The sequence below is a fragment of the Pseudomonas sp. R4-84 genome (genome assembly GCF_054130985.1).
The window spans coordinates 5,503,850-5,518,970 of sequence record NZ_CP096390.1 but is presented as its reverse complement, the minus strand read 5'-3'; the positions used below and the strand labels follow the sequence as shown (position 1 = coordinate 5,518,970).

The following is a 15,121-nucleotide window of genomic DNA, read 5'->3' as shown; positions in this document are numbered from 1 at the left end:
GCGAGTCGCCTCAGCGCAACCCATAGTCCAGCACAATCCCCACGAAAATCGCCAACCCGGCCCAATGGTTGTGCAAGAACGCCTTGAAGCAGCGCATCCGATCCTTGCTGCGGGTGTACCAGAACTCCCAGGCGAAACACGCGGCAGCGGCCACCAACCCCAGGTGAAACCAGCCACCGAGCTTGAATGTCGACCCGGCCAGCAACAGGCAAGCCAGGGCCAGGCCTTGCAGCGTGAGGATGATCACCCGGTCGGCATCGCCGAACAGGATCGCCGTGGATTTCACGCCTATTTTCAAATCATCGTCCCGGTCGGTCATGGCGTAATAGGTGTCGTAGCCCACCGTCCACAGCAGGTTGGCGATGTACAGCAACCAGGCGGCCGCCGGCAGATGGCCGGTTTCGGCGGTGAAGGCCATCGGCATGCCCCACGAAAACGCCGCGCCCAGCACCACTTGGGGGTAATAGGTATAGCGCTTCATGAACGGGTAGCTGAAGGCCAAAGCCAACCCGCCCAAGGACAACAGAATCGTCGGCGCATTGGTGCACAGCACCAGCAGGAAGCTCACGCTCATCAGCACCGCGAAGAACACCAGCGCTTCCCTGGAGCTGATCTTGCCGCTCACCAATGGACGCTGTTCGGTGCGCTTGACGTGGCCGTCCACCTTGCGGTCGGCCCAGTCGTTGATCACGCAGCCGCCGGCACGGGTCAGTACCACGCCGAGAATAAAAATCACGATGTTGGCCAGGGATGGCGAACCCTCACCGGCGATCCACAGCGCCCACAACGTCGGCCACAGCAGCAGATAAATACCGATGGGCTTGTCCATGCGCGTCAGTTGCACGAAGTCCCAGGCCCGCGGATTGAGGCGGTTCAAGGATTTGAGCAGTTGCACGTACATCAGCAATTCTCCGAATAGGCGCGAGCGACTGTCCACAGGCTCGGCAGAAACACCTCCGCCACCAGTACGCTCAACGTGCCGCGATCAAAACGTGAACGACGGCCCCACAACGCGGTGGCGCGAACCTCTGCCGGCAACCATTCGCTCGGGTAGTGGCAGACCTCGATCGCCCGACGCTGGAACGCCTGGTCACAAAACAGCAGCTCGCCCAACGAGCGGCTGCCCAGTTCGTCCATCTGCAAGCCGTCGCCCTGCAACGCGCTGCGCGCCGCCACGCTGCGGGCAAACACCCAAGGCTGGCCGTGGCCGCGCAGGTACACCTCGCGCACCCAGCCCTCGCTGCCCTCGGCCAGGTCCAGCGCGGCACACTCATCGGCGCGCAACGGCTGCCAGCCTTCGAACAGCGGCGTCACGCTGAAGTGATCGTCCGACAGGCCGGTCAGGCGCCGGGTCAGGGAGCCTTCGTCAAACAGCCAGTCCATGACGCACGCATCCGGGCGGGGCGACAGCAGGTGTTGGGGCAGCCATTGGAGTGTAGGAAATATCGAATTTGTAGGCGGCACAGGGGTCTTGAATGGCAGCAAATGAGGCCGCGAGCTTACCATGCCGGTCGGCGATTTTGGCCGAGCCAACCCGCCGACGCGCCGATGCCGCTTGCATCTGTCGCGACCGATCAGTACAAAACGGCCCTGAGCCGGAAAATACCGGCCAAGCCTGACATCTTGAGGAAGTATTGGAATGAAGAAGTGGCAATGTATTGTCTGTGGCCTGATCTACAACGAAGCTGACGGTTGGCCTGACGATGGCATCGCGCCCGGCACTCGCTGGGAAGACGTACCGCAAGACTGGCTGTGCCCGGACTGCGGCGTCGGCAAAATGGATTTCGAAATGATCGAAATCAACTGATCGTTTCACCAAACGGAGAGCAACATGAGCGCACCTGTCGTCATCGTCGGCACTGGCCTGGCCGGTTACAACCTGGCCCGGGAATTTCGCAAGCTCGACAGCGAAACCCCGTTGCTGCTGATAACCGCGGACGACGGCCGCTCCTACTCCAAGCCGATGCTCTCCACGGGCTTCGGCAAGAACAAAGACGCCGATGGCCTGAGCATGGCCGAGCCAGGCGCGATGGCCGAGCAACTGAATGCCGAGGTACGCACCCACACGCGCATCAGCGGCATCGACCCGGGCCACAAGCGCCTGTGGATCGGCGAAGAAGCAGTGAGCTATCGCGACTTGGTGCTGGCCTGGGGCGCTGAAACCGTGCGCGTGCCGGTGCAAGGCGACGCGGCGGACCTGATCTTCCCCATCAACGACCTGGAAGACTACGCCCGCTTTCGCGCCGCCGCCGCTGGCAAGCGCCGGGTGCTGCTGCTAGGCGCCGGCCTGATCGGCTGCGAATTTGCCAACGACCTGACCCTGGGTGGCTATGAAGTAGAACTGGTCGCCCCATGCGAGCAAGTCATGCCGACGCTGCTGCACCCGGCGGCCGCCGCAGCGGTACAGGCCGGGTTGGAAAGCCTTGGCGCGCGGTTCCACCTCGGCCCGGTGCTCAATCGCCTGCAACGGGTGGCCGACGGCTTGGAAGCGCACCTATCGGACGGCCAAGTGATCGCCTGCGACCTGGTGGTCTCGGCCATCGGTCTGCGCCCGCGCATCGACCTGGCGGCCGCCGCCGGCCTGGTGGTCAATCGCGGCGTCGTGGTGGATCGTCATCTGAAGACTTCCCACGCCAATATCTACGCCTTGGGCGACTGCGCCGAAGTCGATGGCTTGAACCTGCTCTACGTGATGCCGCTGATGAGTTGCGCGCGCGCCCTGGCCCAAACCCTGGCCGGCAACCCCACCGCCGTAGGCTACGGCGCCATGCCGATCACGGTGAAAACCCCGGTGTGCCCATTGGTGGTTTCGCCACCACCACGGGGTAGCGAAGGCGTGTGGAGCGTCGAAGGGCAAGGCGCCGACATCAAGGCCCTGTGCCGCGACGCCCAAGGCAATCTGCTGGGCTACGCCCTGACCGGTGCGGCGGTGATGGAAAAACTGGCGTTGAACAAGCAGCTTCCAGCCCTGCTGGCGTAAATACTGGCCGTTCTGTCACAAATAACCTGCTTTTGAGGGCACAAACCCCCGCCGGCCACTGGCGCCGGTTGCGGCCCCGTGCCATCCTCACTCCCGTCTGCCGCAGAGTAGAGCCTGCGGCGCCTTAGGGGGTGTTCCGAAGAGAACAGCCCGGACATAACAACAAAAAAACCGTCAAAGGGGCTTCATTCATGCGTAAACCAGAACTCGCTGCCGCCATCGCGGAAAAAGCAGACCTCACCAAAGAACAAGCCAACCGCGTCCTCAACGCCGTCCTCGAAGAAATTACCGGCGCCCTGCACCGCAAGGACAGCGTCACTCTGGTCGGCTTCGGCACCTTCCTGCAGCGCCACCGCGGCGCCCGCACCGGCAAGAACCCACAAACCGGCGAGCCAGTGAAGATCAAGGCCAGCAACACCGTTGCGTTCAAGCCGGGCAAGTCCTTGAAGGACAGCGTTAACCCGTAATCGCGGCGAGTACCTCTGACGAGGGAAGGAAGCGGCAACAAAAAAGGCATACCGATGGTGATCGGTATGCCTTTTTTTAGGTCTTCACGGATTGCCGGCAAAGTCGCTCTTCATCTTCATGAAAAAAATTCCTTGTCTCGGTAGCCGTAGGGCCATCCGTTTGATGACCTTAATTCAGTATTTGGCTACCACACGAACAGGCTGTAGGCCACTCGTGCCAGAAGGCAATGCTGGCGCACCTCCAGGTCACACGGGAATCGGCTGGTCTGGATGATGAGATCGATCAGCGTGTCGCCATCAGGTTTGATGGCGACAACAGAAAAGCCCTCCCAAACGGAAGGAACGTATCGCGCATAAGAACGCCGCTTTGTTAGATGTGTTTGCTCGCACGAACATCATCTCGAATCGGCGTTTTTTGTTTTGAGCTCTCAAGCTTCCGTACGAACCTTTGTTAAGCCACTCGGAGGGAGAAACTATTTGAACTAAATTACTGCTCGGCATCTATAGGCAAAATTACTAAAAAATAGTAGCCATCTTCGGTCGAGCAAGAAAATGTGTTGGTATCATTTTTTTTCATTCTCGGTTCGCATTTAGCGAAACGTCCTACATTTTTTTCGTTTAGAACTTGGCATGCTTCACGCCGATCGGAAAGCCATGTCGATGCAGCTTTCGCAGAGAATCATCATGGAGTTAAGTTTTCTATAGCTGCGCATCGAATTTACCCTTCGTTCCGGAACAATTAGATCTATACGACCAAAGCTTATCAAAGGCTACACATGTCTTATTCTGAAGAACTGTCCGAGTATTATTTAAAACTAGCCCAAACGCCTATTTCCAACGGGAATTTCGCGGGCGCGGATATGCGTTTTTCAGACGAATACGAAGTTTTGGAAGTGGAGCTTGGCAAAGCCCAGTCGGTGCATGAAAACGGTCGAGTCGACTGGTTGAATATATTGGAGCGAGGGGAAGCTTTGTTGCGCACCCAGTCGAAGGATCTACGAGTGGCGGCGTGGATGACTTGGGCGTTGTATCAGCGAGACTCGTTCCAAGGGCTGCTCGCCGGGGTGGGTCTCTTGCGATACCTCTGCAAGAATCATTGGGCTGAGCTGTACCCTTTGAAGGTTCGGACACGTGCGGCCAGCCTCAGTTGGCTCCTTCCGCGCCTGGAGGAGGCATTGGGTGATGATGTCGCGATTAAAACACAACTGACCTTATTCCAGATTCTGGCTGAACAACTCGAAGATCTTGACGCGGTGTTCACCGATCACTTGGGCGATGACGCACCTCTATTACTCCCGCTGTGTCGGCGCCTCAGGAGTCTGGTGCAGCGTTCTATCGATAATAAGCCGCCGCCGAGCGCCGTTGAAGCGATAGTAGCGCAGGTGAAGCAAACTGCTACTCAACTATTCACTGCCGATGTTCCAATCGAAAATGAAAAGGACGCCCATCGGGCTCTGCGCGCCCAGCAGGAAAGCGCTCGTTCGTTATGCACATGGTGGCTCAAGCAAAAGGCGACCGATGCTCGGGCTTTGCGGCTGAACCGTACCGTGCTCTGGCTGAGTATCGATGCCGTTCCAGAGCATGATGTAGAGCTAAAAACCCTTTTGCGTGGGCTTCCTGCGGATAAGCTCAGGGCGTACCGGGAAAGTTTCCAGCAAAGTAACTACGCAAATCTCCTGGTTGAAATAGAGGCCAGCTTGGCTAAGGCACCTTTCTGGTTTGATGGCCAGAGGCTCGCCTGGGAGTGTTTACAAGGGCTGGGTGCGGAGCCTGCCATGCGCGAGCAGGAAATCCATTTCGCATTGTTCCTGCAACGTTTGCCCGGAGTCATCGAGTTGCGTTGGCACGATGGCGAACCGTTCGCGGATCCGTCCACTCGAGCATGGATAGCCGCCCATGTCATGCCTCGTCTGGATCTTCCAGACGCTGGGCCCCGAACCGATGTGATCGACAACCACATGCCTTGGGAACGAGCTTTGGAAGAAGCTCAGGTGATGCTACGCAACGAAAGTCTCAAGTCTGCGGTGCAGTTTCTCAGCCAGGCAATGCAAAACACATACGGCGGACGTACGCGCTTCCTTTGGCGGTTCGCGATGGCTCGTTTGTGCTTCTCGGCCAAGAAATACGAGCTCGCCAAAGCCCAGCTCGAGGTGCTCGATCAGACGTTGCTGGGCGCAGATTTGAACGAATGGGAGCCCGATCTCGCGTTGCAGGTGCTGCACCTGTTGTATCGCTGCTGCGAGCTATTGCCTCAGAACCATCTCGTGCGCGAATGCAGGGATGAAACTTACCGCCGCTTATGTCACCTCGACCTGGAACGGGTAATCGAATAGGCCTACGGGCCCCATAGTAAGGAAAGAAATCATGGCCAAAGAAGGCTCTGTCGCTCCCAAGGAGCGCATCAACGTCACGTTCAAGCCCGCAACCGGGGGCGCTCAGGAAGAAATTGAGTTGCCGCTAAAACTGCTCGCAGTTGGCGATTACACCCACCGTCAGGATGGGCGCAAGGTTGAGGATCGTAAACCGATCAGCATCGACAAGATGACCTTCGACGAAGTGCTGGCCAAGCAGGAGTTGAATCTGGTCCTGAGTGTACCGAATCGCCTTCAACCAGAAGGTGACATAGACGAGCTCGCGGTTCAATTGCGCTTGAACTCGATGAAGGATTTCAACCCCGCTAGCCTCGTCGAGCAGGTACCTGAGCTCAAGAAATTGATGGAACTGCGTGATGCGTTGGTAGCGCTCAAAGGTCCGTTGGGTAATGCCCCCGCCTTTCGCAAAGCTATCGAAGGCGTGCTTGCAGACGACAAATCACGCAGTCGCATATTGGACGAACTAGGCCTGCCGACTTCAGCGCAGGCTGTTTGATTCACTGAGCCAAGGAAGACACACATGCACACCTCAATAGCGCAGCAAGATGTCCGCGACGATAGCGAGTGCAGCATCCTCGAAAGCATCATCGCCGAAACCCGACTGACACCGCGGGACGATGCTTACGACATTGCCAGGCGGGGCCTGGCCGCATTTATCGCGGAGCTTCTCAAGCCTCAGCACAACCGCGAGCCGGTCAAGAAGGCGATGGTAGATCGCATGATCGCCGACATCGACGCGAAGCTCAGCCGGCAGGTTGACGAGATCCTCCATCATCCCGCCTTCCAGGCATTGGAGTCAGCATGGCGTGGTTTGCAACTGTTAGTGGATCGCACCGACTTTCGCGAGAACATTAAAGTTGAAATGCTCAACATATCCAAAAGCGATTTGCTGGATGATTTTGAGGACTCTCCGGAAGTCATGCAGTCGGGCCTGTACAAACATGTGTACACCGCCGAGTACGGTCAATTCGGTGGGCAGCCGGTTGGCGCGATTATCGCGAATTACTTCCTGTCTCCAAGCTCACCCGATGTAAAGCTGATGCGGCATATATCCTGCGTAGCAAGCATGGCGCATGCGCCTTTTATCGCTGCGGCCGGTCCGGAATTCTTTGGATTGGAGAGTTTTACTGGATTGCCTGATCTCAAAGACTTGAAGGATCATTTTGAAGGCCCGCAATTCACCAAATGGCAGAGCTTCCGTGAATCGGAAGATGCGCGCTACGTGGGGCTGACCGTACCGCGATTTCTCCTGCGTTGTCCCTACGATCCTCAGGAAAACCCGGTAAAGTCTTTCGTCTACAAGGAAGTCGTCGCCAACAGTCACGAGCATTATCTATGGGGGAATGCGGCGTACGCGTTTGGTACTCGTCTTAGCGAAAGCTTTGCCAAATTCCGCTGGTGTCCAAATATTGTCGGTCCCCAAAGCGGAGGGGCAGTGGAAGATCTTCCACTGCATCACTTTGAAAGCATGGGCGAAATCGAAACCAAGATTCCCACCGAAGTTCTTGTCTCGGATAGACGCGAATACGAGCTGGCCGAAGAAGGTTTTATCTCGCTGACGATGCGCAAAGGTAGCGATAACGCCGCATTTTTCTCTGCCAGTTCGGTACAGAAACCAAAGTTTTTCGGGATCAGTGCTGAAGGGAAGATGAATGAGCTGAACTACAAGTTAGGTACGCAGCTGCCATACATGATGATCGTCAACCGCCTGGCTCATTATTTGAAGGTTTTGCAGCGAGAGCAGCTCGGGTCATGGAAAGAACGTACTGATCTGGAACTGGAGCTGAACAAGTGGATCCGCCAGTACATTGCCGACCAGGAAAATCCGAGTGCTGAAGTCCGTGGTCGCCGGCCGTTGCGGGCGGCCCAGGTCATCGTCACCGATGTCGAAGGTGAGCCCGGCTGGTATCGCGTGAGCCTGCACGTACGCCCACATTTCAAGTACATGGGCGCCGACTTTACCCTGTCGTTGGTTGGCAAACTGGACAAAGCGTGAGCGGAGCCTAGCTCATGACTGGATACGGCAGCTTTTTCGAGCGTCTGAACGGCGACGTCGAAACACGCGCATTCATGAGCCGCGATGACTGCATCGTGGCTTCAGTGGCTGCTCATCTGGCGAAGATGCTTGGCACTCGTGCCGGTAGCGTGCCGATAGCGCCTGACTACGGATTACCCGACCTCAACGACATGCGCCTTAGTTTGCACGATGTGCATAGTCAGGCCTGCCATGCGATTCAGGCATTCATCAGGACTTACGAGCCGCGCCTGAGCAATGTGTGTGTGACTGCCAGGTCTGGCGATGCCGAGCGCCTCAGTCTGTTTTTCAGCATCGATGCCCTTTTGAACGTGGAAGGGTTGAGGCGGCAAGTGTGTTTTTCCGCCTGTTTGAGTGGCAGCGGACAAGTCAAGGTCAGTCAAGTATAGACAGCATGTCATTCAATCATTACTACCAGAGTGAACTCACTGCGCTTCGGCAGTTGGGCCGGCGTTTTGCCGAGCGAAATCCCGCTCTGGCACCGTTCCTGGGGCAGGCGGGACGTGATCCTGATGTCGAGCGGTTGCTCGAAGGGGTCGCTTTCCTTACCGGGCGCTTGCGCCAGAAGCTCGATGATGAGCTACCGGAGTTGAGCCATTCCCTGATGCAGTTGCTGTGGCCGAATTACATGCGGCCCCTACCAGCTTTCAGCATGTTGCAGTTCGATCCGCTGCAGCGAACAGGCCCCGCAGTACATGTGGAGCGTGATACTCCGGTCGAAAGCGTCCCTGTCCAGGAAGTGCGTTGTCGTTTCCGTACGTGTTACCCAACCGAGGTGCTCTCGCTAGACCTGACTGGGCTCAGCTACTCGATTAAAGGCGAGGGTTCATTGTTAAACCTGCGTCTGCAAATGCAATGCAACGGCCACTTGGGCGAATTGAAGTTGAGTCATTTGCGCCTTCACCTGGCCGGCGAGCGTTATGTCAGCCAGATGCTCTATTTCAATCTGTTGCGCAATCTAAAAAGCATCCAGTTGGTTCCGCTGGATGGGGAAGGGCATGTCGTAAACGACATGAACGGAGTCCCGCTGACATTCAGCATCTGCGCCGATAAAGTCCAGCCGGTGGGGTTTGCGGAAGAGCATGCGTTGGTACCCTATCCATTAAATACTTTTCGCGGCTACCGGTATCTGCAGGAATACTATGCCTTCCAGGACAAGTTTCTATTCGTCGATGTCAATGGTCTAGACGTACTCAACGCTTTGCCGCAGGACGCGCTGAAGCAGATGCGAGGATTGGACCTGCGTTTCGATATCGGTAGGAGTGGCGCCCAGCGGTTACGTCCGACTAAGGACAATGTGAAGCTCTACTGCACGCCTATCGTCAATCTTTTCAAACATGACGCTCAGCCGATTCGTCTGGATGGAAAACAGGACGAGTATCTCCTTTTGCCCGCTCAATACAACCCGGAACACTGCGGGGTATTTTCAGTCGAGAGCGTCGTTGGTTGGAGTCCCGGTGGCCTGGGTTACGACACTTATTTGCCGTTCGAGTCTTTCGAGCACGACTCCAATTCTGATGCTTCTGGCAAGCGCGCATATTACAGCGTCCGGCAGCGCCCGTCCGTTCTTCACGGTGGCCTGGACACTTGCCTGGGCTTTGGTGGCCGGCACAACCCAGCTGACGAAACCCTTTCCATAGAATTGATGTGTACCAACCGGAACCTGCCGTGCCAGCTGAAGCCGGGCGATATCAACCAGCCAGGTGAAAAAAGCCCGGAATCGCTAAGTTTCCGCAATATTGGCCCCGTTACGCCTAGCTTTGCGCCTCCCTTGGATAATGACTTCCTCTGGAAGCTCATCAGCAACATGTCGCTTAACTACCTATCGCTGGCCGACGTCAACGCGTTAAAGGTAATACTCGAAACTTATGATTTTCCGCGCTACTTCGACGAGCAAACACAGAAGGTCAGCAAACGTTTACTAGATAGCCTGAAGTCGATCAGGCATTGCCATACGGATCGACTCCATCATGGTTTACCGGTTCGTGGGTTATGTACAGAGCTGACAGTCGACCCGCAAGGATATATCGGTGAAGGCGACTTGTTTCTCTTTGCTTCGGTTCTCAATGAGTTTTTTGCGCTTTATGCGAGCCTGAATTCGTATCACGAGTTGCGGGTGAACAGCACACAGGGAGAGGTGTATCAATGGTTACCCCGCATGGGCCAGCAGCCGCTTCTATAAGCGCGCTGACGCGAGGAATACGCGAATATTCGTTATTTCAGGCGGTGCTGCTGATTATTGATCGGCTGCGCGAAAGCCATCCTTATCTGAACGACGAGGAACTGTATGATCAATTGGAATTCCAGGCCAACCCAAGCCTTGGGTTTCCAGCCAGCGATGTCGAGCGTGTGGTTTTTTTCGAAGAACACGGACAGGCACGGGCTCGTCTGAGCATCAATCTGATTAGCCTGGTGGGCTCCGGATCGCCTTTACCGGCCTTTTACAGCGAGCAGGCGTTAAGTGTCGAAGATATCAATCCGACGCGCCAGTTCCTCGATCTTTTCCACGATCGCCTGCAACGGTTGATGTTGCCAATCTGGCGCAAGTACCGCTATTGCGCAAGTTTTCAGAGCGGTGCTCGGGACGCGTTTTCCGAGCAGCTATTCGCACTGATTGGCTTGAGGGGCGAAAAAATTCGCAAAGCCACTCAATTAAACTGGAAGCGGCTGCTGCCGTACCTCGGTTTGTTGAGCCTGCGTGCTCACTCGGCGGCTTTGATCGAAGCTGTGCTGCGCTATTACTTCAAACACCCCGAGCTGAACCTTGAGCAGTGTGTGGAGCGTCGAGTAGACATTATTGCCGAGCAACGCAATCGGCTGGGAATGGCCAATAGTTTGTTAAGCGAAGAATTGGTGCTCGGCGCTCAAGTTCGGGATCGCAGCGGCAAGTTCAGGATTCACATCGCGGAGCTGGACTGGCAACGTTTTCATGAGTTTCTTCCGATTGGTATGGGTTACCAGCCTCTCTGCGCGTTGGTGCGATTTACCCTGCGCGACCCTCTTGAATATGACATCCGCCTGGTCTTGCAAAAGGACGAAATAAGGGCGCTCAGCATCGGAAAGCGAAACACCTGCCGCTTGGGATGGACCAGTTGGCTGGGACATGAGCGAGCCGATGGCGTGGTGATTCTTGGCAGCAACATTCATCAGGAGCGACTCACATGATCGACGTAAACCTCCAACAGCTCATCCAGGCGCTCGATGCTGATAGCCGACGCGAATTGGAGCGTTCTGCCGAGCGATGTGTTGAGCGTGGCGCGAGTAAAGTCCTGGTAGAGGATCTGTTGCTTAGCCTGCTAGAGCGAAGCCAAGGCCTACTCGGGCGAGCCTTACAAGACGCTGGGGTGAGCGCAGGCGAGCTGATCGCGATTCTGCAGCCACGAACAGAGGATGGCACGTCGCGTAATCCAGTATTTGCCCCCGAGCTGATCCAATGGCTACAGGATGCGTTGCTTTTGGCGAATCTCGAGCTAGGTCAGAGCATCGTGAATGAGGCTGCTTTGATCCTGGCGTTGATACGGAATCCGGCTCGCCACGCAGGCACTCGTTTCCAGCCACTACTAGCCCGATTGAACATCGAACGACTGAAAGAATTCGCCTTTTCAGGTCAAGCTCAAACGGGGACTGAACTATCCAAAGCTCCAGATGAGTCGCTCCTTGAGCGTTTCACTCACAACCTGACCCAACAGGCCCGTGACGGCAAGCTGGACCCGGTGCTTTGTCGAGACGGGGAAATTGGACAGCTGATCGATATCCTTTCTCGTCGCCGCAAAAACAATCCTATCGTGGTCGGTGAGGCAGGGGTGGGAAAGACTGCGGTTGTGGAAGGGTTAGCTCTGCGCATCGCAGCAGGTGAAGTGCCACCGGGGCTTGAGCGAGCAGAGATCCTGACGCTGGATATGGGCTTGCTGCAGGCTGGAGCGAGTATCAGGGGGGAGTTTGAACGTCGTCTCAAAGGTGTAATCGACATCGTCAAGGCTTCGCCTGATTCCGTCATTTTATTCATCGACGAAGCCCATACATTGATTGGCGCAGGCGCAAGCTCCGGAGGGACCGACGCGGCTAACCTGCTCAAACCGGCTTTGGCCCGGGGGGAGCTGCGCACGATCGCGGCTACTACATGGACTGAGTACAAAAAATACTTCGAAAAGGATCCGGCTCTTGCTCGTCGGTTCCAGCCTGTGCAGTTGCGCGAGCCGGCGATCGGCGATGCGGTGACCATCTTACGTGGTCTGGCGCGATTGTATGAGGCGACCCATGGGATTTATCTGCGCGATGATGCGGTGGTTGCCGCGGCCCATCTGTCGGCCCGCTACCTGGCGGGGCGCCAACTGCCGGACAAGGCTGTCGATGTGCTTGATACCGCTTGTGCTCGTGTACGCATCAGTCTGGCTGCCGCCCCGCAACGCCTTGAGCGCTTGCGCGGCGAATTGGCTGAGGAGGAGCGGCGATGCCAGGCGTTGCGGCGCGATGCTCAGGCCGGTTTGTCAGTTGATCTTCAAGCGTTGCAATCGCTGCAAACACGACTGGAAGCTCTCAAAGACGAATGCCAGGCATTGGAAGCGCAGTGGTCCGAACAGCGAACTCTGGCCGAACGCCTGTTATCGCTGCGTCGACAAATTTCCGAGGCCGGGGAACAACATACAAGCGAGGTCTTGGAAACCGCGTTACATGTTACTCACAGCGCTTTGTTGGTCGCACAGACGCAGGAACGCCTCGTCAGCTTTGAAGTATGTCCGCGACTGGTGGCTGAAGTAATCAGCGCATGGACTGGCGTACCGCTGACGCAGCTGGCATATGAGCACAATATAAAAATCGCCCGTTTCTCGGCTGACTTGCGAACCCGTATCCGGGGGCAGGAACCAGCCGTGCAAGCACTCGACCGAGCGATGCGTGCCGCCGCTGCTGGCTTGAACAAACCTGACGCGCCAGCAGGCGTGTTTTTGTTGGTCGGGCCTAGTGGTGTGGGCAAGACCGAAACGGCCTTGGCCCTGGCTGAACTCTTATATGGAGGTGATCGTTTTATAACGACCCTCAACATGGCCGAATTCCAGGAAAAATATACCGTATCGCGGTTGATTGGCGCGCCACCGGGCTATGTCGGGTTCGGCGAAGGAGGCATGCTTACCGAAGCAGTCAGACGAATGCCCTATTCAGTTGTATTGCTCGATGAGGTCGAGAAAGCCGATCCGGATGTACTCAATCTGTTCTATCAAATTTTCGACAAAGGCCTGGCCAATGATGGGGAAGGAAGGGAGATAAACTTTCGCAACACGCTCATTTTGATGACTTCGAATCTGGGCAGTGAGCGCATTCGCGATTTGTGTGCAAACGGCAGGCAGCCGAGTGCTGAATGCCTAGAAGAAGCCATTCGTCCATTGCTTAGCAGCCATTTCCAACCCGCTTTACTGGCCCGTATGTGCGTGGTGCCCTATTACCCGATAAGCAAAGAGGTAATGCGCGAGCTGGTGGAGCTGAAACTGGTTCGTTTGGGCGAGCGATTGAAGCGTCGCCAGTTGAGCTTCAGTTTTTGCGCGCGACTGGTTGATTATCTGGTCGACCGTTGCGTTTGCAGCGAAAGCGGCGCCCGCTTCATTGACCAACTGCTTGACTTGCACTTGATGCCCGGGCTGGCCGACGGCCTGCTCGCAGCGATGGCGGACGGTGAAAAGCCGCAGAAGGTGCGAGCCATTCTTAGTGGTCAGGCCACCATAGCTTGCGAGTTCACTTAATGGGCGCGCTTGTCACGCAGGAGTCCCAACCGCTGGCTTATGCCGAGGCCCTTTTGGCACTTTTTTACAGCCTTTCGCGATCAACGGACGAGGTGTCTCTGCTCGAGGCGTTCGTCAAGGGCGCGGCGCGGTTAAGTGGTTGTGAACTGGTTCAGTTGTATTTGCTCGATTCAAAACAATCCCGGTTGGAAATTCACAGCGAGTGCCTTGGCGAGCGATTGCAGTTTCGGGACCGGAGCGGCCTACCTTGCGATTACTACCACGAACAGTTGCTGCAATTCGCCCTGAGCCAAAATCGTGTGGTTTGCCTCGATGCACTGTCCGGCAGCTTGCACAGTACAAATTTTCTGCCGGTCCATGTCATGCCGTGGCAGTCGTTGTTATGCGTGCCACTTGTCACTACGCACGGAGCAGTCAATGGGTTGTTGCTATGCGCCAGCGCCAGACATATCGACTTGGCTGGATTCGCGGAATCTCTGGGGCACTTGGGAGCGTTCGCCCTTAGTCAGATTAGCTTATTGCGGCGCCAGCGCCTTCCTGTTCCCGCCAACTTACCAGCTGTTACCAACGTATCGAACGCTGACCGCTTCGGCCTGATTGGCAGGAGTGCGGCAATGCGTCAGACCTGCTTGTTGATCGGCAAAGTCATAAATAGCCCTTATACCGTCTTGCTGTGTGGCGAGACTGGTACCGGCAAGGAGGTGGTAGCCCGCGCCATTCACGATCATGGGCCGCGCAGAACCGAGGCGTTTATTGTCCAGAATTGCGCGGCGCTCCCGGAACATCTTTTGGAAAGCGAACTGTTCGGTTACCGAAAAGGCGCATTCACTGGCGCTGACCGTGACCGTACTGGCCTGTTCGATGCGGCTGACAAAGGTACATTGCTGCTCGACGAAATCGGTGACATGCCTCTATCCCTTCAGGCCAAGTTACTGCGAGTTTTGCAGGAAGGTGAAGTTCGTCCGCTGGGGTCAAACCACACCCACAAAATTGATGTGCGCATCGTCGCCGCCACCCATCGGGACCTTAAGGTTCTGATGAAGGAGGGCAAGTTCAGGGAAGACTTGTATTACCGAATCGCGCAGTTCCCTATCCAATTACCGGCGTTGCGCCATCGCGGCCCTGACATCATCGAATTGGCACGGCACTTTACCGAAAAGGCTTGCGCGCTCCTGAAGCGAGATAGCGTGGACTGGTCAGATGCCGCGCTGGCTCATCTGGCTGCCTATGATTTTCCAGGAAACATCCGCGAACTCAAGGGCATCGTGGAAAGAGCAGTGCTGTTGTGCGAAGGCAGAGAGCTGCTGGTCGAGCATTTTGCGCTGCACATCAAAAATCCATCCGATCAAGGCCGCGTAAGTCTTCGCGAACGGCTGGAACAGATCGAGCGTAACTTGGTGATTGATTGCCTACGCAAGAATGCCGGCAACCAAACCATTGCTGCGCAAGAACTCGGTCTGCCGCGACGTACGCTCTTGTATCGAATGAGCCGCCTGAAAATACGCCGCAAGGATGCCGAAAATTAATCTTCGCGG

13 protein-coding genes are annotated in these 15,121 nt (G+C 56.3%); 11 read left to right on the top strand and 2 right to left on the bottom strand.

The genetic code is table 11. The annotated features are described in order from the left end of the window. Positions 1 to 10 precede the first annotated feature (10 nt). Both ubiA and M1D68_RS24895 read right to left on the bottom strand, forming a co-directional pair. A complete protein-coding gene (gene ubiA / locus M1D68_RS24900) occupies positions 11 to 901 on the bottom strand; it encodes a 4-hydroxybenzoate octaprenyltransferase (RefSeq protein WP_434561390.1) in 891 nt (296 codons plus the stop codon). Next, positions 901 to 1,464 carry a chorismate--pyruvate lyase family protein gene (locus M1D68_RS24895; protein ID WP_434675642.1) on the bottom strand — a complete coding sequence of 188 codons (564 nt, stop codon included), beginning with the start codon at positions 1,462 to 1,464 and terminating at the stop codon, positions 901 to 903. The genes ubiA and M1D68_RS24895 overlap by 1 nt, the downstream gene beginning before the upstream one ends. 175 nt (positions 1,465 to 1,639) lie before the next feature. On the opposite strand from M1D68_RS24895, the gene M1D68_RS24890 reads away from it, so the two are divergent. From M1D68_RS24890 to M1D68_RS24840, 11 genes are all read left to right on the top strand, one after another. After that, entirely contained in the window at positions 1,640 to 1,807 is a 168-nt protein-coding gene (locus M1D68_RS24890) for a rubredoxin (RefSeq protein ID WP_420765972.1), read from the top strand. Positions 1,808 to 1,831: 24 nt separating this feature from the next. Next, on the top strand, positions 1,832 to 2,980 hold the full coding sequence (locus tag M1D68_RS24885; protein ID WP_457968761.1) for an NAD(P)/FAD-dependent oxidoreductase: 1,149 nt from the start codon (positions 1,832 to 1,834) through the stop codon (positions 2,978 to 2,980). 191 nt (positions 2,981 to 3,171) lie between these two features. Further along, a complete protein-coding gene (locus M1D68_RS24880) occupies positions 3,172 to 3,447 on the top strand; it encodes an HU family DNA-binding protein (RefSeq protein ID WP_003213368.1) in 276 nt (91 codons plus the stop codon). A gap of 776 nt (positions 3,448 to 4,223) precedes the next feature. Next, a complete protein-coding gene (tssA, locus tag M1D68_RS24875) occupies positions 4,224 to 5,780 on the top strand; it encodes a type VI secretion system protein TssA (protein WP_457968757.1) in 1,557 nt (518 codons plus the stop codon). A 31-nt stretch (positions 5,781 to 5,811) separates the two neighbouring features. Next, positions 5,812 to 6,315 carry a type VI secretion system contractile sheath small subunit gene (gene tssB / locus M1D68_RS24870; protein ID WP_420765964.1) on the top strand — a complete coding sequence of 168 codons (504 nt, stop codon included), beginning with the start codon at positions 5,812 to 5,814 and terminating at the stop codon, positions 6,313 to 6,315. A gap of 24 nt (positions 6,316 to 6,339) precedes the next feature. Further along, positions 6,340 to 7,815 (top strand): type VI secretion system contractile sheath large subunit, encoded by a 1,476-nt coding sequence (gene tssC / locus M1D68_RS24865; protein ID WP_457968756.1) that lies wholly within the window; start codon positions 6,340 to 6,342, stop codon positions 7,813 to 7,815. 14 nt (positions 7,816 to 7,829) lie between these two features. Beyond that, complete coding sequence (gene tssE / locus M1D68_RS24860; protein ID WP_457968754.1) at positions 7,830 to 8,243, top strand: type VI secretion system baseplate subunit TssE; 414 nt, start codon at positions 7,830 to 7,832, stop codon at positions 8,241 to 8,243. A gap of 5 nt (positions 8,244 to 8,248) precedes the next feature. Further along, a complete protein-coding gene (gene tssF / locus M1D68_RS24855; protein ID WP_420765961.1) occupies positions 8,249 to 10,036 on the top strand; it encodes a type VI secretion system baseplate subunit TssF in 1,788 nt (595 codons plus the stop codon). Further along, positions 10,000 to 11,019, top strand: coding sequence for a type VI secretion system baseplate subunit TssG (gene tssG, locus M1D68_RS24850; protein ID WP_457968752.1), 1,020 nt, complete (start codon positions 10,000 to 10,002; stop codon positions 11,017 to 11,019). The genes tssF and tssG overlap by 37 nt, the downstream gene beginning before the upstream one ends. Beyond that, a complete protein-coding gene (tssH, locus tag M1D68_RS24845; protein WP_457968750.1) occupies positions 11,016 to 13,586 on the top strand; it encodes a type VI secretion system ATPase TssH in 2,571 nt (856 codons plus the stop codon). Before tssG ends, tssH begins: the two co-directional genes overlap by 4 nt. Beyond that, a complete protein-coding gene (locus M1D68_RS24840) occupies positions 13,586 to 15,112 on the top strand; it encodes a sigma-54 interaction domain-containing protein (RefSeq protein ID WP_457968748.1) in 1,527 nt (508 codons plus the stop codon). Before tssH ends, M1D68_RS24840 begins: the two co-directional genes overlap by 1 nt. The last annotated feature ends 9 nt before the right edge of the window (positions 15,113 to 15,121 follow it).

What these genes read in the sequence shown, in the direction of transcription:
- ubiA (WP_434561390.1), bottom strand. Translation starts at nt 901, where the DNA reads ATGTACGTGCAACTGCTCAAATCCTTGAACCGCCTCAATCCGCGGGCC.
- M1D68_RS24890 (WP_420765972.1), top strand. Translation starts at nt 1,640, where the DNA reads ATGAAGAAGTGGCAATGTATTGTCTGTGGCCTGATCTACAACGAAGCT.
- M1D68_RS24885 (WP_457968761.1), top strand. Translation starts at nt 1,832, where the DNA reads ATGAGCGCACCTGTCGTCATCGTCGGCACTGGCCTGGCCGGTTACAAC.
- M1D68_RS24880 (WP_003213368.1), top strand. Translation starts at nt 3,172, where the DNA reads ATGCGTAAACCAGAACTCGCTGCCGCCATCGCGGAAAAAGCAGACCTC.
- tssA (WP_457968757.1), top strand. Translation starts at nt 4,224, where the DNA reads ATGTCTTATTCTGAAGAACTGTCCGAGTATTATTTAAAACTAGCCCAA.
- tssB (WP_420765964.1), top strand. Translation starts at nt 5,812, where the DNA reads ATGGCCAAAGAAGGCTCTGTCGCTCCCAAGGAGCGCATCAACGTCACG.
- tssC (WP_457968756.1), top strand. Translation starts at nt 6,340, where the DNA reads ATGCACACCTCAATAGCGCAGCAAGATGTCCGCGACGATAGCGAGTGC.
- tssE (WP_457968754.1), top strand. Translation starts at nt 7,830, where the DNA reads ATGACTGGATACGGCAGCTTTTTCGAGCGTCTGAACGGCGACGTCGAA.
- tssF (WP_420765961.1), top strand. Translation starts at nt 8,249, where the DNA reads ATGTCATTCAATCATTACTACCAGAGTGAACTCACTGCGCTTCGGCAG.
- tssG (WP_457968752.1), top strand. Translation starts at nt 10,000, where the DNA reads ATGGTTACCCCGCATGGGCCAGCAGCCGCTTCTATAAGCGCGCTGACG.
- tssH (WP_457968750.1), top strand. Translation starts at nt 11,016, where the DNA reads ATGATCGACGTAAACCTCCAACAGCTCATCCAGGCGCTCGATGCTGAT.
- M1D68_RS24840 (WP_457968748.1), top strand. Translation starts at nt 13,586, where the DNA reads ATGGGCGCGCTTGTCACGCAGGAGTCCCAACCGCTGGCTTATGCCGAG.